Here is an 18,918-nt window from a genome sequence, read left to right as displayed (position 1 = left end):
GCGGACGATAGCAACAGGCCCGGACACGCTCACTTTCCGATCAGTGCCGGCCGTCGCCGCGGAGCGCGTCGGCCAGCGCCTGGGCCTGATTGAGGGTGATCCCAAGGGCGATCGGGACCTGGCGCGGGCTGTAGCGGGAGGAGCAGACGGGCACCGGATTGCCCTCGGCCACAGTCCAGGAAGGTTCCACAAGCCAGTCATCCGCGTCGGTACCGAGCAGTTCCCGCGCGAACCGGGGCGCCACGTCCTTGGGTATTCCACAACGGGAGAGGGCCCGCGCCACGACACCCCACGCCTCCTCTGGCGTGGCCGCGTCCCCGAGCATGGGCAGCAGGAGCAGCAGGCGCTGTGCCGGATCGACGAGGCCCTCGGTGTCCGACGCATTCTCCGGCACGCTCGCGGCGATGGCGGTCAACTCCGCCCAGGACAGGCCAGGGCCAGCCGACTCGGGGCCGCACTGCCCCAGATGCCCGAGGCGGCCCCATGCCGGGTGGCGTACGGCGAATTCGACGGTGTTCTCGTCCTCGAAGTTGGCGTAGGCGGCGAAGGCCATATGTCCGCCGCCGAAGGGCACGCGGAACACGGGCCACGGCTGCTCGGCATCACTGAGGCGCTGCAGCATCGCCTCGAAGGCCGCCGGATGGACGTCGTACTCATCCGCATCGGCGGAGAGGTCACCCATCGTCACCAGCAGGTGGGCAAGCCAGAAGGCCGGTTCGCGGGCGAGCTGTTCGCCCGCGACCAACTCGGTGTCCAGGTACTCCGGGATGTCCACGGTCTTCGCGATGTCCCTCATGGCCGGGAGGGTATCGGGCCGTATCGACACTCCCGCCGGTGGCTTGCGGCGCCTCTCCACAGTGCCGCCGGCCATGCTGGTCGTTGATCACTTAGTTCAGAGAAGGCATGTCTGGCAAGTGCCCCTCGAACCCACATACCTGACAGATATCCGAGGGTTTGTCCGGCATGTTCAGCATGTGTGTGACGTATGGCCGTCCCACTTCGTTTCGTGCGAAACGAAGTGGGACGGCCCTGTACGGGTCCGTACAAGGTTCAGCACTCGCAGACGGCCACGCGGCGGCACCGCCCGCTCAGCGCCCCGTTGCTGCTGGCCTCCAGCTCGGCCCCAGTCAGCTGTGCTCGGCAGCGGCGTTGCCACGGTCGATAGGGGCGCCGCCACCAGTTGCACGGGAGTCCAGGAAGTGCTTCGACCGAGACGCTTCCGGGGGCTCTACCTGCCAAACTTGCCTGGCAGCGGATCATTTCGTCTGACCTGCGTGAAGTGCCTTCGCCCCCTGGACAAGGGCGGCAGGGTCCGAACCTGCGTGGGCGCAAGCCGACGAGATTTGCAGAGTTACGCCTTGCCCTTGAGCGCCCCGACGACCTGTCGGGTGAGTCTCTTCGCGGTGGCGGCCCCGTTGTCGGTGCCGTCGCTGGAGAGCACCGTCACGACGGCGGTTCCCACTCGTGCGGCCACCAGCGTCTGGCCGTTCTGCCAGGTCGAGTCGGTCAGGGTGATGGTGTATGCACCATTGCCCAGCCCGGCGGTGGCGTGTTCGGTGACTTTCGCCTTGCTGCTGGTCTGCGAGTCGGCGACGGATGGGCACGCAAGGGATATTTTGCCCAGCGCCTCCATCATGGTCCGGGCGGTCGTTCCCCGGTACACGTCGATCTCCTGGCTGATCGTCGCGGACGAGTCCTTGTTGACGTAGTCGTTCTGTGCGAACGACACCCCGGTGATCCCGGTGATCTCGCCGCTCCAGGACGTACCCAGCAGCTTGGTGCAGTCCGGCTTGGGCACGTCAGCAACGGCCTGCGTGACATAGCCAGGTCCGCTATCACGCGACCCACTGGAGTCAATCGCGAACCCGGAGGGGAAGAATGATGCCGGTGCCAACACCGCCTTGAGCTGGGAACCCGTCAGTAGCCTGGCGTCGGGGTCCGCGCCGGCCTTCGTCGAGGGTGCGGCGGATGGCGTTGCACTCGACGCGGAGTTCGCGGCACCACTTGACGAACAGCCCACGAGAGTCAGGGGGACTGCCGCAGCGGCTAGCCACTTGGCGGTAGACGGCAGGAGACGCATCGCACGGGCTCCAAAATGTTTCACGGTGCGCCACGCCCGGGTGTCCGGCCATGGCGAGGTCGGCCTGTGCCAGACCCCGACCGGAAGGCTATGGGGTTCTTGATCTCAAACCGAATACGCGCTGGTCACAATATCTTCGACGGCCATCGGCCGACGTTCCTTGTACTCGGTCGGGCCTCCTGCTGCGCAGCGGCGAAGTACAGCACTCCCCTGTGAGATGGCGGACGCCGAGCCGGGCGAGGTCGACATGGAGCGCGTGGCCGGCGGTGTCCTGGGGACCGGCTGTGTGGTTTCCGATCACTATGATCCCGACCGCGACCGGCGGACGGGCTGGGAGCGGAAGGCCGGGCCGTTCCGGCCGATGCCGACGGACCGCGGGATCCGGCTGCGTGGTTGGTCAGTGAGCGGCTGGCCTACCGTCAGTGCACAGCCTGCGCGAGTCGTAGCTCCGACCTGGGGGAGACGCCGGCCTTACCATCGAGATGGAACTTCCCGTCGTCGTCTTTCTTGTAGCCCCACCAGGCCTCCGCCCCGGGACCAGCCCACCTCTCGGCCGTCGCGCCGAAACCGATGCCGGCGACTTCCCCACCTCCGGCGACACTGCCCTTCGCCCCGGCGAACGCCTTCGCGCCGACGGTGAGTTCGTCTTTGGTCGCCTTGGCGTTGACCCCCGCCTCGGCACCGGCGAATCCGTCGGCCCTCCCGTAGACACCGGCGTAGGGGCCGTACTCGGCCCGGCCTTCGGTCAATGCCCGTAGTCCCGCGGAGGCCTCGGCCTTGCCGACGACGCCCTTGCTGTTGAATCCGTAGTTCGCGGTGGCCCTGGCTCCTCCATAGCCGTCGGCTATCCCGGCGAGTTTCCGGTCTCCGTTGGTCAGCGTCCCTGTCGCGGTCGCATGGAAGAGGTCGGCGTACGCCTTGACCGATCCCTCCTTGCCGTACTTGGGGTCGGTGGTGACGGAGAAGCCGGCACCGGGCCCGGTCAGCTTGAGCTTCCCCTCGGAGTCCCATCCGTCGGTTTTCGTGCCGACGGACTTCTGGGCCGTGTACTTGTCGATCTCGCCCTGGGCCTGGCCGTTGAATCCGGTGAGGGTGCCGTCGTTGATGTCTCCGTCGACCACCACGGCCTGTAACGCGGTCTGGACGTTCTGGTCGGCGTCGCCCACGTCCTTCACGCGCTGTTCGATGAGCTGCTGCCAGGAGCTGACGGACTTGCGGACGCTGTCCTGAAAGTCGGGGTCGTGGACCCAGGCGGTGGGCTCGGCCTGGCTCTGCTTCTCGGTGTCGAAGGAAACCAGTCCCTGGTCGGACACCTTCATGTCCGCTTCGACAGCGTCCTTGCGGGTCGATTCGAGCTTGCCGCGCAGGCTCGTAAACTGCGTGTGCGCATCACGGAGGAGGGAGGCGATGGCTTTCGCCTCGATCTGGGCCCTCCGAAACTCTTTCAGCGTGATGTCGAAGCGCTTGCTGGCGGCTTCCGCGCTCAGGCCCGTCCAGCTCTGCCCCATGGATATGCCGTGCACGTCCCGCCGTTGGGTGATGCGACGGCGTAGTCCGGCGGTGGTGCGGCGGCGGTCAGAACCCGTCGAGCGAGGACAGCCGGTTCATGAGGTTTTGAACCTGGTCGCCCCAGGTCTTGCGCGCCCTGCTCACGGCTCCGGGCCTTCCGAGCGGAGTACGGCATGGCACCGAGTGATTATCAGCGCCCTTTGCGTCTTCGCCGGGCGCGGCGTCTGCTGACGAGCGGCCTGTCGCCGACGGATGCCGCGGCGGCGTCAGGTTTCTCGGATCAGGCCCATTTCACCCGCTGGTTCAAGCGTACGTACGGCATCACTCCGGGTACCTACAAGCGCTCAGCGCAGTAGCCCCAGTAACTGAGCGTGGGGTCCGGCGATTTGTGTTTGGTCCCGGCTCAGGTGATCGGTGCGGTCTGAGTATGCGTACTCAGGCCACACCTGTTCTGAACGGAGAAAATCGCCGTCATGAGTGATCGTTCATCTTTGCGTCGCGGTGCCGGCGAGGACTGGTTGGTTGCGATACTGCTGTGGGTTCTTGACGCGGTCAGCGGAATTGTGGTCCTGATGGCGGGCCTTGGCGAGGCGAACTTCAACATGTTCGAGCCGGATCCGCATGCGTCCATGACGCCCGTATTTACCTACATGGCAGTCTTCGCGGGCGTGATACTGGTGACGGCCATCGGTCTGCACCGGTTGGGGTACCGGGTGACCATGTGGGGCCAGGTCCTGGTCGCTTCCGTAACGCTGGCCTTCTGCACGGCGGGATTCAGCGGAGGCCTTGTCCTTTGACCTTCGCTTACGGAAGCTGTGCGCGCGGCGGCGCGTGCCGAGGTGGGTTCCAGGCTCGCGCGTAGGTACACCAGTTGGGGCGCGGCGGGCTGCCACGCGACCGCCTCCGGGCGGTCATCTCCACTGCACTCATCAGATCCTTCCGCCGCGATCACCCCAACCGGACGCGTGACCGCCCGGACAAGTCCCGGGCGGGCCGTGCGGCGCTCCGAGCTTGGTGTCCGGCTGGTGAAGGAGCGTGGGGGAGTTGTCGCACATCGTCAACGCGCCTAGAGCGCGTATCGGGTTCCGATCAATCTGCGGGAAGAGCCCTCGTGGCGGGGCCAGGACCGGTAGCTCGTGTTGCGTGACGCGAGTGCAACTGAGTGACGATGAGCGGGAGTTCATCGAGCCGTACCCGCCGATCGGCGAGTACGGCCCGTACCCCGAGCGGCTGCGGCAGCAGTGCGAGGGCGTGATCTGGCGGTTCAGGACCGGCGGGCAGTGGCGGGAGATGCCCGGGGAGTTCACCGCTTGGTCGACCGTGCACAACCGCTTCCAGCAGTGGCGTGACGCGGGCGTGTTCGCGGCCGGGCTGGAGGGCGTGATCGCGGAAGCCGCGGAGCGGGGCGAGGTGGACCTGTCCCTGGTCAGCGTCGACTCCACCACCATGCGTGCTCACCACGACGCGGCCGGGATGCACCTGGACCAGGACGTTGTCACCGCCCTGGAGAAGGCCACGGCCGAGGAGGAGAAGTGCAGGTCAAGGGCGGCGGCTCGGAAGAACAAAGTGGGCAGGACGCCGAGGCAGATCCCGAGCGGGAAGAACGACGGCGCATCCGGCGTCGGCGAGAACTGCGGCTGAAGGCCGCCCGCCTGGGACGCTCCAGGGGCGGGCAGACCAGCAAGGTCCACCTCGCCGCCGACCGCAAGTGCCGCCCACTGGCGTTCGTGCTGACCGCCGGCCAGACCGCGGACAGCCCGCAGTTCATGCCCGTGCTCAACAGGGTCCGGGTCCGCGGCCCCGTCGGCCGCCCCCGCACCCGGCCGGACGCGGTCGCCGGGGACAGGGCTTACTCGACCCGCGGCAACCGGGCCCACCTGCGCAAACGCCACATCAAGGCGGTCATCCCCGAGAGGAAGGACCAGACCGCCAACCGGAAGAGGAAAGGCTCCAGGGGCGGCCGACCCGTCAGCCAATACGCGGACAACAAAGAGAGGGACACCGTCGAGCGCCTGATCAACAAGCTCAAGGCCCGGCGAGGCATCGCCAGCCGCTACGACAAGACCCCGGACAGCTACCTCGCCGGCCTCCATCTGCGCGCCTCGATGATCTGGGTCAAAGACCTCAACCAGGCTGTTTCTTGAGCACAGCCGATATGCGCCGCTCTAGGGGCGGACGTAAGGCCGAGTCATGATCTCCATGTTGTGGCCGTCCGGGTCGTCGAAGTAGGCGCCACGACCACCGAATAGACGGTTGATCTGGCCGGCTTCGGTGTGGCTGGGGTCGGCGTAGTAGGTAACCCCGACCACCTCCAGGCGGGCGATCATGGCGTCGAACTGCTCGTCGGGCACGAGGAAGGCGTAGTGCTGTGACTGGATCGGCTCGTCCCTCTTCTCGTAGTAGTCGAGCGTCACGCCGTTGCCGAGGTCGACGGGCAGGAACGGCCCAAAAGAGGCACCGACCTTCAGGCCCAGGATCGCGGCGATGAACTCGGCAGATAGGTGCCGGTCGCTTGCGTAGATGGCGGTGTGGTTCAACTGGACACCGGCCGCCGACAGCTCGGATTCATGCGGGTACTGCTGGTCATAGGACATCAGTGGTGTGTCTCCGGTCTTGGGATCCGCTGTGGTGAAGCGCCGCATACGGGCGCCGGGAGCAAAGACGCGGAGAAGGGGGCGGGCCTCTTGCCCGCCTCGCGCTCACGCCGAGGCCGGGAACCTCACTCGTGCATGGCCCATGGCCGACCCGGCAGTCACCCGACCGACTTTAGTGACCATCGCAGGCTGGGGCAACGCTGTTCCTCGGCTGTGCTCCGGCCGCAGGTCGAGCCGCCGTTGGAAAAATCCGCTGCTTCGGTCACAGCGGCGGTGACGGTGCCGAGGTAGACGTATCTGTGCTTGTCGTAGCGGGCTGTCACGGCTCTGGTGATCACGACTCAGTACGCGCCCGACCCCGATGACCTGATCACCGCAGTCCGGCGCGCCCTACACCAACTCCAGTACAGACACGACGTCCTGGACGGCTGCCTCACCGGCACCGGCCTGCGCAAACCACCATGACGACATCACGCATTCAAGGTCAGTAATGGTGGTTTTAGTGGTCGTAGGCGGTCAGTGCGCGCATGACTGGCTGGTCGCGAATGAAGCTGGCTCCCCTCATCAGGCCCCTTGTAATTGATCACCTAGGCTGGCGCGGTGACTGATGAGCAGGAGCGGGTGCAGCCGTCGGGAGTGTGGGCCACGGCGGTGGGGGTGGCCAGGGTGAGGGCGCTGGAGACCGAGCGGGAGAAGGCACTGTTCCGCGACCCACTGGCACGGGCCTTCGCCACCGCCGACGGCCTGTGGCCCTCCTCGCCGCCGCCCGATGACGAGGCCGCGCGACGCCGCCGGCTGGCCGTGTCGTTCTCCATCGTCATCAGGACGAAGTTCCTCGACGACCTGTTGCAGCAGGCCTCCGCGTCCGGGGTCCGGCAGGTCGTGCTGCTCGGCGCCGGCATGGACAGCCGGGCCTTCCGGATGGACTGGCCCGAGGGCACCCGGCTGTTCGAGGTCGACACCGCCGCGCCACTGGACTTCAAGGCTTCGGTGCTGCGCCAGGAGCGGGCCGTCGCACGCTGCGAGCGGATCACCGTCGCGGTGGATCTGCGTGAGGACTGGCCAGGCGCGCTGACCGCCGCAGGGCACGACCCGGCCGTGCCGACCGTGTGGATCGCCGAAGGACTGCTGATCTATCTGCCCGAGGACGCGGTGGAGCTGCTGCTGGCCCGGATCGGCGCGCAGTCGGCGGCAGGCAGTTGGATGGGGCTGACGTTGGGCTCGCGCGGCGTGATCGAGCGCTTCGGCGCGGACGCCGTGCCGGGATCGGCGGCGTCCATGTGGGTCTCGGAGATGCCCGACGACCCGGTGGGCTGGCTGGCCGGGCACGGCTGGGAGGCCGGCAGCCACACCCTGCGTGAGCGCGCTGCCGCCTACGGCCGCCCGATCAGCACCCCGCCGGAGCGCGAGGAGCGGCCCGGCGGACTGATCTCGGCGGTCCGCCGGTAGAGCGCCTCCCGGTTCCCTAGATGATCCATTCCAAGGGGACCTGAATGGTGGACCAGGTTCATGCGCGGCCAGCCAGCCGGGCGCGCACCGACCGCCTGCAACCACTAGAGTTCGCCCGAAAATCGCCTGGCTGGATGGTGGTGTGGTCGACAGTCCTTCGCCGTGAACGAAGTGCTGCCGCAGTTGAACGAGCTGCTGTTTTCCTCGGTCGAGGGCGTGTTGGTGGAATCGGTCGAGGTGATCGACACGGTCGTCCGGGTCGAGGCCGTACGACCGCAGGACGGGCGGCCTGTCCGGCGCGCGGGTGCTGGTCGAGGCGAACACACGGCTCCTGCCTGCGATTTCCTCGTGACTTGCCGACGGCGGGCAAGTTCGACGTGGGTTCGTTGCGGGTGCGGAGGTTCGTCTGCGAGGAGGAATCCTGCTGGGCGCATGACCTTCGCCGAGCAAGTACCCGGTCTCACCCGCAGGTTCGGGCGACGGACCGAGCGGCTGCCTCCTTGTAGATCGTCAAGACGGACGTGGTCAGGGAACCGAGTAGGACTCCCACGAAGCCGAAGATTGCAGACGCCATTTCAACAGTCTCCACGAGTACTGGTCGTCGTCGCTGATCACTTCCATGGAAGTCTCTGGGGTTTCGGCTGGTGGTGACGGTGCGTCCGGTGACTCGGCTGAGCTCGGGCATGCCGAGGGCGATGGTGGACCGCTGGTCGATCTGGGCAAGTTTGACTTCGGCGCCGGCGAGGCTGACTTGGAGGTCCTTCGACTTCGCCGAGTCAGCCCTCGCGTTGGGCTTCCACGATGCGTGCTGAGGTTGTCGACGATCTCGACGAGGCGGGGCCTTTGGGCGGGGTCGGGTCGCAGCATGGAACAGCGGACGCAGGCGTCTCTGAACCAACGCAGGGTCCTGCGCTTGTTAGTGCTGTTCGCAGGTGGGATTGGGGAGTTCGACGTAGGCGCGCGTGCCGTGGGCATCGGTGACGTCGATGACGACACTCGTCCAGTCGTCCGTGGGAATCTCGACGATGCCGGTGGAGTAGGTGCTGTTTTCCAGCATGTCCGGGGTCACCTGGACTCCGGTGAGCTCTTCGGCAAGTGCGATGTAGTCCTCAAGATCGCAGCTGCCGTCCTCGAAGTCGAACCCCACTTGGTGCATGAGGTCGACGAGCTCGTCGGGGGTGCTGCCGTCGCGGTGGAGTGGGCCTTCGAACCGGGTGCGCAGCTCGCCGTCCTCCCACCAGGAGAACAGGCTCATGGCGTTAGGGCTGCGGAAATGCGAGACGCCCCTGGTGCCGAGGGTGGCGCGCATCATGGCGTCGGTCCGGATCTCGATGCCGCCGTTGATCTCCAAGGCCAGGACCCAGTCGGCGTTTTTGCCCTGGACGAGGGTGGCGCCGACGAACATGTAGTCGCCCCATTCATCCTGATCATCCTGGAAGTCGCGGTCTCGGGCAACGAACGCATCGAAGTCGGCGACGTCTCCCTGCGGGTCTGCGCCGAGGCGGTCGAGGAACCTTTGCGGCGAGAGTCCACGCACGAGCGTCAGGGTGTATCCCTCGAGCAGGAAGCCTCCGTGGAAGTCTCGGAGCCAGGAGTGATCTGACGGTTCAGCATTCATGAGCGGTCATGCTGTCAGGTGCCGGTGACAGGGCCCTACTTGAGGTCGGAGGGGATCGGCGGGCGCCCAGGTGCTCCGCGGTGCGGCTGGCGATGTCGCGGAACTCGGGGATGCCAAGGTGGACGCCGCCGGCTCGACGGGCCATCTTGTCGAGCTGGGCGAGCTTGTGTTCCGCGCCCGCGAGACTGACCTGGAGTTCTTCGGCTTCGCCGAGCCAGCCTTCCCGTTGGGCCTCGGCGATGCGGTCGACGAGGTTGTCGCGGCTGTCGACGAACCGCGCCCGTTGGTCCGGATCTGGTCGCAGGAGTGAACGTCTGACACCGGCGTGCTCATGGACGCACCTCGCGCACCACACTGATCAACTGCTGCCCGGGGTCGACATCGCGCTGCCGGATGCCGATCAGCTCCGAGGCACGGACTCCGGCGGCGTAGCCGGGCCCGCCTGACGGCTTCCCCGTCACAGGATTCGGGGCGTCGGCCGGCTGTACCGACCGCCGAGTCGAAGTCTTCGCTCGCCTTGGCTTGACCGTCAGCTTGATCCAGCGGCTGAAGTCCCTGGCCTCCGCCCGGCTCGCTCGGTCCCAAGCAACGCCCACTACCTGCAGGAACCTTCTCTGCACTTGTCAAGCGAGCGGCTGTGAGTCCGTTGGATCCTGCTGGCTGAGCGTGACCGCTTTCCCGGCGGGCCAAGGAGCTTCCGCAAAAACCTGTTGGCGGACCACGGCGACCACTGCTACTTTTCCGGAGGCCGTGCGAGAGAACGAGGAGGTGGTACCCGTGAACGTATCGACATGGGTGCTCTCCTCCGGGGTCACGGTCGGGCGATAGGTCGTCCGGGAGCGCCGTTCTAGAGCCCTCCCGAAAGGCACGACCATGCGATTCACTTCTGAACAGCGCCTCGACGACGGTGTCCTCGAGCGCGAATTCACCCTCGGCGAGATCCCCGGCATCCTGTGGACGCCCGGATCCGCATCCGCACCGGCCCCGCTGATCCTGCTCGGCCACCCCGGCGGACTGCACAAGATGTACCCCCGGCTGGTGGCCCGGGCCCGGCACTCCGCGGCGGAGGGCTTCGCCGCGGCCACCATCGAGCTCCCCGGGAGCGGTGACCGGCCCCGTTCCGCCGCCGCCGAGGAGGCCCGCGCCGACCTGCGCCGGGCGCTGGAGGCCGGCGAGCCGGTCGACGAGATCGTCGACCGGCTCGTCCTCCCACTGGTCGAAAAGGCGGTCCCGGAATGGCGGGCCGCCCTGGACGCCCTCCTTTCGCTGCCCGAGATCGGCGGCCCCGTCGGGTACGCCGGAGGGGTGATCGCCATCGGCATCCGGCTGGCGGTGGTCGAGCCGCGCATCTCGGCCGCCCTTCTGTTCGCCGGGAGTTTCGTGCCCCGCACCCTGTTCGAGGAGGCCCGGCAGATCACCATTCCGCTGCAGGTCCTGCTGCAGTGGGACGACGAAGGAAATGACCGGCAGCTGGCCCTGGACCTGTTCGACGCCTTCGGCGCCAAGGAGAAGACGCTGCACGCCAATATGGGCGGGCACACCGGCGTCCCACAGTTCGAGGGGGACGACGGGAACCGGTTTTTCGCCAGGCACCTGAAGTGAGGCCGGGCCGTCAGGCCGGCAGCAGACGATAGGAACTGTCGGCCAGGACGCCGCTCATCGAGGACAGGTCCCGGCCTTCCTCGATGCCGGTGGCCAGCAGATGCACAACCGCCCCGACCGCGGCGGTACCGCCCGGTCGGGGCGGCGCGTCTCCAGATTGACGTCGGCGAAGGTCCCGCTGGTGTTGGTGTCATGATCCGTTCCGGGGGCCGACGGCTGTAGGCCGAGGTGGGTCGGCTCTCGCTGTTGAATGCGGTGCGCCTCGGCACGCTTGTCGCGCAGAAAGGTCAGGGTGAGGTCGATACCCTCGATCTCGCCGAGTGCTGGGAACGATCCCACGGGCACTCAGGTCATCGCGGTGCCGTGATGACGGGGAATGCCGAGGTCGACCGGCGCGATGCGGCCCAGGCGCTCGGTCTCCTCGCGTTTCTGCCGGAGGAAGGTGAGGGTGAGGTCGATGCCCTCGACCTCACCGAGCCATGCCTCGTGTTCGGCGCGGGCGCGGCAGCCCAACAGACCGTCCTCGATCTCGTCGAGCCGGGGAAGCATTTTTGTACGGACGCCGGGATGGCGTCCGGCGAGTTCCTCGCAGCGTCGCCGCCGCAGCATGTTCACAACGGTGGCCGGGGAGATGACCTCTTGGTTCGTCCCAATCTTGCGTTGGAAGACGAACGGCACCGCCGAGCTGGCTTGGCGCTCGTGGGGATCGTAACGCGACAGCAGCGGAATGGCCTGGCCGTCTTGCGACGCTTGCGCGGCATGGGGTCGAACGGCACCTTCTGCGCTGCTTTAACGTGTCCCAGCCCTGGCTGGACAACGAGACGGCCGCGCAGTTGGGCACCGGGCGCCCTTGGCCGATGCGCGCCGTACCCGTTGTCCGGACCTTGTTGTCCGGTGTCCAGCCACCGACACCGGACAGCCACGTCGCAGTAGAACAGGTCGTGTCGGCGGACCGTTCGGCCTCGCGTCGCAGAGGCGTACGGGTGATTGCCGACGGACCAGCCGCACGGCGCAGCACATCGCCGCGGCACATGACCGGCGCACCATCCTCGGCATTGGGAAGGGGGTAAGCATGGCCAAGTCACTGGACGAGAACGACATCACGGTTGTTCGTCAGTCAGGAGTTCCGTGGAGCTTCGGTGCTGGCGCTGCGGGAACTGTCAAGCCGCTCGGCGCCGACAATGACGACTTCTTCTACTCGGACGACGACAACGACAACTACGACGGCTACTGAGAGACAACGGCCCGGGTTCGAGTCGGGCTCGGGCCCGGAGCCGCCGTCGAAGAAATTCAGTATCTCTGTTCCGTAGGGAGACTCGGAATATGGCGCTTCTTACGGATCGGGGAGAGGCTGCGCGGACCGCGCAGCCTCTCCCCGGTCTTTCCCAGCTCATCCATCCGATGGACCTCGCGACATTTCGGCGGGACTACTGGGAGCAGCGGCCCCTGCTCGTACGGCGCGAAGCCCCCAGTTACTACGCCGACTTGCTCACCTTGGATGACGTCGACAAGGTGTTGTCCTTGGCCGGAGTGCACCTCGACGGCATCCGGGTGGTGGTGAACGGCAAGGAGACCCCGGTTTCACAGCTGGCGACCTCCGCGCGCAATGGGCTCACCAATGCGCTGGAGGCGTTGTTCGAGCGCTACCGGAGCGGTTCGACCATCGTGCTCAACAGCCTTGACCAGCGGTGGGAGCCATTGCGGCGGCTGGCCGGGTCGTTGGGCGCCGAAATGAGCGCGAGACTCCAGATGAACGTCTATCTCACTCCCGCAGGAGCACAGGGCTTCGCGCCCCACTACGACACACACGATGTGTTTGTCGCCCAGGTGCACGGGACGAAGCACTGGCGACTGGCGAGCCAGCCCCACGCGTTGCCGCTGCGCGGACAGCCGTACGACAAGTCGCAGCCGGAGCCGGACCCGGAGCAGGCGTTCGACCTGCGGTCAGGGGACGTGCTGTACCTGCCGAGGGGAACCGTCCATTGGGCCACGGCGCAGGACCGTGCCTCGGTGCACATCACGATCGGTGTCCACCCGGTGTTGTGGTCCGATGTGTTCACCGACGCGATGCGCCAACTCTTCACCGAGGAGGTGCGGTTCCGTCAGGGGCTACCGATTGGCTTCGCCCACGATGTGCACCTGAGGCACCAGGTCGAGGGGACCTTCGTCGAACTGCTCGACGTCCTGCGGACGCGGCTGTCGCCGTCTGCCGCGGTTGCCGAGAACGTCAAGCGGACGGCGTCGATCGGATCGCCGACGCTGCGCGGCCACCTGACCGACCTGGACAGGCTTGCCACCTTGTGGATCGACACCCGCGTCCGCCGCAGGCCGGGACTGCGCTGGAACCTGACGGTCACCGATGACGCGGTCGAGCTGGACTTCCACAACAAGTCGGTGCGGTTCCCCGTCCCGGTGGCTGACGAAGTGCGGCACGCGACCGGTACAGCCGACGTGTTCACGGCCAACGACGTGCCGGGAGATCTGGACGAACCGGGCCGGCTGGTGCTCATCCGGACTCTGCTCCGTGAGGGGTTTCTCACTTTCGTCTAGATCGTCGCGGTGGTTGTGCCGGCCGGCCGAAGCGGCGGACACAACCACCATGCCGACCGAGCCATCGGGAGATCTCCGCCATGGAGAAGTCGAAGAAGCCGCCGGGCGTCTCGCTGCGACGTGTCCTGAAGCTGTTCGCGCCGTATCGTGTCAGGTTGGCGGTGGTGCTCGGGCTGATCGTGGTGTCCGCGCTGTCCGCGCTGGTGCCGCCGTTCCTGCTGCGGGAGATCCTGGACTTCGCGCTGCCCCGATCGCGGACCGGGCTGCTGACCCTGTTGGTCGGCGGCATGGTGCTGCTGACCGTCAGCAGCACTGCCGTCGGCGTACTGCAGTCCTACCTTTCGATGACTGTGGGCCAGGACGTGATGAACGACCTGCGCAATGCCGTCTACGGGCATCTTCAGCGTATGTCGTTGGCATTCTTCGCCAAGACCCGCACCGGTGAGGTGCAGTCCCGCATCGCCAACGACATCGGCGGCATGAGCAGCACGGTCACCAATGTGGCCACCACCATCGTGGCCAGTACGACCACCGTTTTCGGCAGCCTGGCGGCCATGATCGCACTGGACTGGAAACTGACCATCATGTCCGTGCTGATACTGCCGATCTTCGTCCTGATCAGCCGACGGGTCGGCGAGGAGCGCCGGTCGATAACCCAGGAGAGGCAGCAGCAACTCGCCTTGATGTCCACACTCGTCGAGGAATCGCTGTCGGTCAACGGCTTCCTGCTGGGCCGGGTGATGGGCCGTTCCGCAGTGCTCACCAGCGAATTCGCCAGGCAGTCAAGGGAACTGACGAGTCTGACCATCCGCGCGTCGATGGCGGGACGATGGCGGCAGTCAAGCATCCAGGTCATCATGGCGGCCATGCCGGTCCTCATCTACTGGGGAGCCGGTCTCACCGCCGACCATGGTCGGCCGGTCGTCTCCATTGGCACGCTGATCGCCTTCACGACCCTTCAGCAAGGACTGTTCAGCCCTTCCGTACAGCTTCTCCAGGTCGGTATCGCATGGCAAAGTTCGCTGGCCCTCTTCGAGCGGGTCTTCGAATACCTGGATCTGCCTGTCGATGTTCCGGAACCCGCCCGGCCGATCCCGCTGTCGGCACCTCTTGGACATGTCAGTTTCGAACACGTCGACTTCTCTTACGGCGGTGAACGTATCCTGCATGACATCACCATCGACCTGCCCGCTGGCGGCCATCTCGCGGTGGTCGGCCCCACCGGGGCCGGCAAGACCACCCTGGGGTACCTGATCTCGCGCCTTTACGATGTCAGCGCCGGGCGTGTGACCATCGACGGCGTCGATATCCGTGGTCTGTCCTCCGACACACTGGCAGACATCATCGGGGTGGTCTCCCAGGACACCCATCTGTTCCACACGACGATCTCCGACAACTTGCGCTTCGCCAAGCCCGACGCCACGCCCGCGGAAGTGGTCGCCGCCGCACAAGCCGCACAGATCCACGACCTCATCGCCGGCTTGCCCGACGGCTACGACACCATCGTCGGCGAACGCGGGCACCGCTTTTCCGGCGGCGAGAGGCAACGCCTGGCCATCGCCCGCACGATGCTGCGCAATCCCGCGGTGCTCGTTCTCGACGAGGCCACGAGCGCTCTGGACACACGCACCGAAGCCGCCGTGCAGCAGGCCCTCGACACCCTGGCCGCGAACCGCACCACCATCACCATCGCCCACCGGCTGTCCACGGTCCGAAACGCCGACCAGATCATCGTCCTCGATCACGGCCGAATCACCGAGCGGGGCAGCCATCGGGAACTGCTCGCCAACGGCGGCCACTACGCCGCTCTGGTCACGCGGAGCCGCCTGCTCACAGCCACCACCGGTTAGGCACGCACGCAGGGATATCCACGGAAGAACAAACGGAGAGGGAGAGTTGGCGATGGAGAAGACACTCGATCCGAATGACATCACGGTCGTCCGCCCGTCAGGGGCAGCGGTCAGGCCGTACGGCGACAAGAGCACGGGCGTTTTCGACGACAACCACGATGCCAATGACCGCCGCTTCGACTTCGGCGTGGACGACGTCGACTAAGAACTCGCGCAGATAGGCGTGGGCTTACGGGCATCGCCTGGGGCGGTTGTCCCAGCGGTGGGTGGTCCAGGATCGTCGGATCAGGCGGCGGACGGTGATGATCGTGTGCGCGAGGTCGAAGAAGGCGTCGATCACGACGGCGCGGCGTTCGTAGCAGCGGGAAAGACGGTGGAAGGCGTTCTGCCAGGCGTGGGTGCGCTCGACGTGCCACCGCCGGCTCGCCTGAATCGGGGCTTTCTCGCCCTTGTGCGCTATCCGACCGTGCAGCCCGCGTTCGTCGAGCAGGGCGCGGGTCTTGTTCGAGTCGTACCCAGCGTCCAGGTGCACCGTGATTTCGTCGGGCGGCGGCCCGAGTTCCGCGAGGCGGTCCAGGGTCGGGGCCGGCAGCGGAGAGTCGTGACAGTTCGCCCCGGCCAGAACGCGGCCGAGCGGGATTCCGTAGCCGTCTGTCATGCCGGAGCGTTTCAGGCCCTGTTTTCGCCGGTCGACCGGGGAACGCCCGGCGACCTCGCCGCCGGGTGCCTTGGTGAGGGAGTCATCGATGGCGATCTGATCCAGCATCAAGCCGACGATGCGGTCGTAGGAGTCGAGCGCGATCCGCTTCAACTGGCTGAAGATGCCCAGGCGGATCCACTCATCGCGACGGCTGCGGATGGTGCTGGCCGAGCAGGTCGTGTCAGCGATCGCCTCATAGGGGCAGCCGAACCTCGGCAACTGCAGAAGCTTGTCGAACACGATCCGGTCACTGATGCGCGGACGGTGGCAGCGGAGAGGATGGTGAGGGTGGTAGGGCGGCCGCTGGGGCAGCAGCGCCGAGAACTGGTCCCACAGCGGTTCGGTCAGCCATGACGGAAGAACAGGCACAGGTCTCCCTGGTAGTCGCAGAGCGTCGCGCTGGGCTGGCGGCAGATCGCCTCGACTGCCTGCGTCCGGCTGATAAGCCCTTCCCGAACGTCGCCGCATTCATGGTGGCACTCCAGAGTTGACCATCCCACCCCAGCATTGTCATCATTGATGACAGCACTGATGATTGCGAGAGTGGGGGACGGGTATGGCTGTGGGCAAGGGCCGGGCGGTGCGGTTGTCGCCGGAGCTGATCGTGGAGGCGGCCGTGCGGATCTCGGCGCGGGCGGAACCGGACGGGCTGACCGGACGGGCTCTGGGGGAGGAACTGGGCGTGGACCGGTCGGCGGTGTGGCGGCATTTCGCGGACCGGGACGCGCTGCTGCTGGCGGTGGGTGACCGGCTGCTGGCCATGGCCGTGGAGCGTGTGCCCGACGGCCTGGGGCCGCGGGAGGTGCTGCAGGAGCTGGCCCGCTCCCTGGTGGAGGTCTTTGAGGCCCACCCGTACGTCGGTGCGGCCGTCGCGTGCCGGACCACCCGCGGCCCGGGGGAGTTCGCCGCGATGGAGATGATGCTCGCGGCGCTGGAGGAGATCGGTCTGGACGAGGGCAGTGTGGCCCGCTACCAACGGATGCTCGCCGACACCGTGCTGGCGTACGCGGGCATGCGTGCCGGGTATGCCGCGCTCCCGCAGGAGGTGCGCGCCGCCGACGAGCATGCCTGGGCCGGGGCGTACGCCACCATCTCCTCCGAGCGCTATCCGGCCATCACCACGCACCTGCCCCACCTGGCTGCGCAGGACGACGAGGCCGTCTTCCAGACGCTGATGGAGGCGTTCTGGCTGGCAGTCGACGCAACCGCCCGCACCACCCCCACGGACGACGCCGATGTCTGACCATCGCCCTGCTGTGGAAGCCGCCGACGAGGCTGACGACGCTGTCGACACGAGCCAGAAAGCCCCGCAGGACAGCGGTCCCGAACCGGCAGCCAGCTCCCGGTCTGCTTCCGCTGCCGGTCCCACCACCCGGGCCGTGGAGCCGACCGAGCGCACCGTGGCCGCCTCGCGTTCTGCAAAGCCGCGGACACGGCGCGTACTTCGGCGCACCCTCATCGCGCTGCCGGTGGCGCTTGGTGTGCTGGTGGCCGGCTCCTGCACGGCCACCGCGCTGCTGGACATCCCCTCCCCACCCACGCTGGTCCAACTGCTGGCCACCGAGCCCTCGCGGCAGGGCGACCTGTTCGCCACCCGCACAGTCCCCGCCTCCGCCACGCCGGCACCTCTGCCCGTCCACGACGAGTCGCTTCCTGCCGCCGTGCCGTGGAAGGGCGAGCGGGTGCCGGTCGAGCAGTTCCTGACGACCACCCACACCAATGCCTTCCTCGTCCTCCGGGACGGCCGGTTGACCCACGAGTGGTACCGCGACGGGGTGGGCCCCACCACCCGCCTGTCGTCCTGGTCGGCCGCCAAGTCGGTGGTGTCCCTTCTCGCCGGGCAAGCCGTCGAACAGGGCAAACTCCGGGAAGGCGACCGGCTGGTCGACATCCTGCCCCAGCTGAAGACCGGCGGAGCCTATGACGCCATCACGGTGCGCGACCTGCTGGACATGACGTCGGGTGTGGACGTCCCGGAGAACTACAACGAGTACTACCCGCTGACCGGCACCGCCCGGATGTACCTCACCCGGGACCTGCCCGCCTTCGCCCAGGACCATCGCGACCTGCAATTCCCGCCGGGCAGCCAAGGCGCCTACCGCAGCATCGACACCGAACTCCTCGGACAGGTCCTGGCCAAGGTCCAAGGACGGCCGCTGGCCGTCCTCCTGGCGGACAACATCTGGGCACCGATGGGAGCACAGGACAGCGCCACCTGGAACCTCGACCACGACAACGGCCATGAGAAGGCGTTCTGCTGCATCAACGCCACCCCCCGCGACTACGCCAAGCTCGGCCAGCTCGTTCTGGACAACGGCCGTGCCCAAGGCAAACAAATCATCCCCCTGGCATGGATCACACGCATCGCCACCCCAGCACCACACAAGGTCGACGGCTGGGGCTACTCCGCGCAGTGGTGGCATCCGCCCGGAGGCAACGGCAAGGACTACTCCGCCCTCGGCGTATACGGGCAGTACATCTACGTCGACCCCGTAAACAGGACCGTCGTGGTCAAACTCAGCGACTACGGCGACCAGCAAGACGAACAGGAGACCTTCGACGCCCTGCGCGCCGTCGCCCAGAGCGGCTGACCTGTGCCTGCCGTGCTGTCACGGGTACCCCCGCGCCTATCTGCGCGTGGCGCGGTACACGACGTCAAAGCCGCCCGCACCCACGGCGTGATGGCGGCGCTGACCGAGGCCAGCGTGCGCTGCTGGGCCGATAAGGGGTATCAGGGCGCCGGCAGCGCCGTGCGCGTCCCTACCGCGGCCGCTGGGAGAAGCTCTCCGAAGGCCAGAAGGCCGTCAACGTCTCCCACGCCAGGATCCGTGCGGTCTGCGAACAGGCAATGGCCACCCTGAAGTCCTGGCGCCTCCTGCACAAGCTCCGCTGCAGCACCACCCGCATCACCGACCTGGTCAAGGCCGTCCTCGCCCTCCACGTAGCAACCTCGAGCTGAGGTTGGA

The 18,918-nt window shown here is 67.0% G+C and carries 17 protein-coding genes and 4 pseudogenes; 14 read left to right on the top strand and 7 right to left on the bottom strand.

Features of this window, described 5'->3' with window-relative positions; all coding sequences use genetic code 11:
* Positions 1 to 40 precede the first annotated feature (40 nt).
* From AAW14_RS00360 to AAW14_RS00350, 3 genes are all read right to left on the bottom strand, one after another.
* Positions 41 to 796, bottom strand: coding sequence for a hypothetical protein (locus AAW14_RS00360; protein WP_265558552.1), 756 nt, complete (start codon positions 794 to 796; stop codon positions 41 to 43).
* 555 nt (positions 797 to 1,351) lie between these two features.
* Entirely contained in the window at positions 1,352 to 1,798 is a 447-nt protein-coding gene (locus AAW14_RS00355) for a hypothetical protein (protein WP_265558550.1), read from the bottom strand.
* Between the two features lie 701 nt (positions 1,799 to 2,499).
* On the bottom strand, positions 2,500 to 3,588 hold the full coding sequence (locus tag AAW14_RS00350) for a hypothetical protein (RefSeq protein WP_265558548.1): 1,089 nt from the start codon (positions 3,586 to 3,588) through the stop codon (positions 2,500 to 2,502).
* 162 nt (positions 3,589 to 3,750) lie between these two features.
* Here AAW14_RS00350 and AAW14_RS00345 point away from each other — a divergent pair.
* From AAW14_RS00345 to AAW14_RS00335, 3 genes and pseudogenes are all read left to right on the top strand, one after another.
* Positions 3,751 to 3,945, top strand: a pseudogene (locus AAW14_RS00345) (helix-turn-helix domain-containing protein); the annotation flags it as partial.
* A 117-nt stretch (positions 3,946 to 4,062) separates the two neighbouring features.
* Positions 4,063 to 4,386 carry a DUF6234 family protein gene (locus AAW14_RS00340; protein ID WP_265558546.1) on the top strand — a complete coding sequence of 108 codons (324 nt, stop codon included), beginning with the start codon at positions 4,063 to 4,065 and terminating at the stop codon, positions 4,384 to 4,386.
* A gap of 346 nt (positions 4,387 to 4,732) precedes the next feature.
* Positions 4,733 to 5,733, top strand: a pseudogene (locus AAW14_RS00335) (IS5 family transposase).
* Positions 5,734 to 5,754: 21 nt separating this feature from the next.
* Here AAW14_RS00335 and AAW14_RS00330 read toward each other — a convergent pair.
* Positions 5,755 to 6,183, bottom strand: a complete 429-nt coding sequence (locus AAW14_RS00330) for a VOC family protein (RefSeq protein WP_265558544.1) — start codon at positions 6,181 to 6,183, stop codon at positions 5,755 to 5,757.
* A gap of 354 nt (positions 6,184 to 6,537) precedes the next feature.
* Here AAW14_RS00330 and AAW14_RS00325 point away from each other — a divergent pair.
* Positions 6,538 to 6,648, top strand: a pseudogene (locus tag AAW14_RS00325) (DDE endonuclease); the annotation flags it as partial.
* 171 nt (positions 6,649 to 6,819) lie between these two features.
* Positions 6,820 to 7,632, top strand: a complete 813-nt coding sequence (locus AAW14_RS00320; RefSeq protein WP_265559239.1) for a class I SAM-dependent methyltransferase — start codon at positions 6,820 to 6,822, stop codon at positions 7,630 to 7,632.
* Between the two features lie 916 nt (positions 7,633 to 8,548).
* Here AAW14_RS00320 and AAW14_RS00315 read toward each other — a convergent pair.
* A complete protein-coding gene (locus tag AAW14_RS00315; RefSeq protein WP_265558539.1) occupies positions 8,549 to 9,250 on the bottom strand; it encodes a DUF6461 domain-containing protein in 702 nt (233 codons plus the stop codon).
* 118 nt (positions 9,251 to 9,368) lie between these two features.
* On the opposite strand from AAW14_RS00315, the gene AAW14_RS00310 reads away from it, so the two are divergent.
* Positions 9,369 to 9,560, top strand: coding sequence for a hypothetical protein (locus AAW14_RS00310; RefSeq protein WP_265558537.1), 192 nt, complete (start codon positions 9,369 to 9,371; stop codon positions 9,558 to 9,560).
* 563 nt (positions 9,561 to 10,123) lie between these two features.
* The gene (locus tag AAW14_RS00305) at positions 10,124 to 10,852 is read left to right on the top strand and encodes an alpha/beta hydrolase (RefSeq protein ID WP_265558535.1); all 729 of its coding nucleotides are present in this window, start codon (positions 10,124 to 10,126) and stop codon (positions 10,850 to 10,852) included.
* 345 nt (positions 10,853 to 11,197) lie between these two features.
* Here the strand turns inward: AAW14_RS00305 and AAW14_RS00300 are convergent, their stop codons facing one another.
* Entirely contained in the window at positions 11,198 to 11,461 is a 264-nt protein-coding gene (locus AAW14_RS00300) for a hypothetical protein (RefSeq protein ID WP_265558533.1), read from the bottom strand.
* A 463-nt stretch (positions 11,462 to 11,924) separates the two neighbouring features.
* On the opposite strand from AAW14_RS00300, the gene AAW14_RS00295 reads away from it, so the two are divergent.
* The 4 genes from AAW14_RS00295 to AAW14_RS00280 all read left to right on the top strand — a co-directional run bounded on the left by AAW14_RS00295 (position 11,925) and on the right by AAW14_RS00280 (position 15,457).
* Positions 11,925 to 12,086: a hypothetical protein gene (locus AAW14_RS00295; protein ID WP_265558530.1), complete on the top strand. Its 162-nt coding sequence runs from the start codon at positions 11,925 to 11,927 to the stop codon at positions 12,084 to 12,086.
* Positions 12,087 to 12,253: 167 nt separating this feature from the next.
* Entirely contained in the window at positions 12,254 to 13,402 is a 1,149-nt protein-coding gene (locus AAW14_RS00290; RefSeq protein WP_265558529.1) for a cupin domain-containing protein, read from the top strand.
* Positions 13,403 to 13,482: 80 nt separating this feature from the next.
* On the top strand, positions 13,483 to 15,252 hold the full coding sequence (locus AAW14_RS00285) for an ABC transporter ATP-binding protein (RefSeq protein ID WP_265558527.1): 1,770 nt from the start codon (positions 13,483 to 13,485) through the stop codon (positions 15,250 to 15,252).
* Positions 15,253 to 15,304: 52 nt separating this feature from the next.
* A complete protein-coding gene (locus tag AAW14_RS00280; RefSeq protein WP_265558525.1) occupies positions 15,305 to 15,457 on the top strand; it encodes a hypothetical protein in 153 nt (50 codons plus the stop codon).
* A 24-nt stretch (positions 15,458 to 15,481) separates the two neighbouring features.
* Here the strand turns inward: AAW14_RS00280 and AAW14_RS00275 are convergent, their stop codons facing one another.
* Complete coding sequence (locus tag AAW14_RS00275) at positions 15,482 to 16,321, bottom strand: IS5 family transposase (RefSeq protein ID WP_265558523.1); 840 nt, start codon at positions 16,319 to 16,321, stop codon at positions 15,482 to 15,484.
* A gap of 187 nt (positions 16,322 to 16,508) precedes the next feature.
* Between AAW14_RS00275 and AAW14_RS00270 the strand changes: the two genes are divergently transcribed.
* From AAW14_RS00270 to AAW14_RS00260, 3 genes and pseudogenes are all read left to right on the top strand, one after another.
* Complete coding sequence (locus AAW14_RS00270) at positions 16,509 to 17,195, top strand: TetR/AcrR family transcriptional regulator (protein ID WP_265558521.1); 687 nt, start codon at positions 16,509 to 16,511, stop codon at positions 17,193 to 17,195.
* Positions 17,188 to 18,543: a serine hydrolase domain-containing protein gene (locus tag AAW14_RS00265; RefSeq protein WP_265558518.1), complete on the top strand. Its 1,356-nt coding sequence runs from the start codon at positions 17,188 to 17,190 to the stop codon at positions 18,541 to 18,543. The genes AAW14_RS00270 and AAW14_RS00265 overlap by 8 nt, the downstream gene beginning before the upstream one ends.
* A 48-nt stretch (positions 18,544 to 18,591) precedes the next feature.
* Positions 18,592 to 18,911: pseudogene (locus tag AAW14_RS00260) on the top strand (transposase family protein); the annotation flags it as partial.
* Positions 18,912 to 18,918 lie beyond the last annotated feature (7 nt).

Source organism: Streptomyces hygroscopicus, from assembly GCF_026168105.1.
In the GTDB taxonomy this organism is placed as follows: Bacteria; Actinomycetota; Actinomycetes; order Streptomycetales; family Streptomycetaceae; genus Streptomyces; species Streptomyces hygroscopicus_D.
This window is presented reverse-complemented; position numbering and strand designations above follow the sequence as displayed.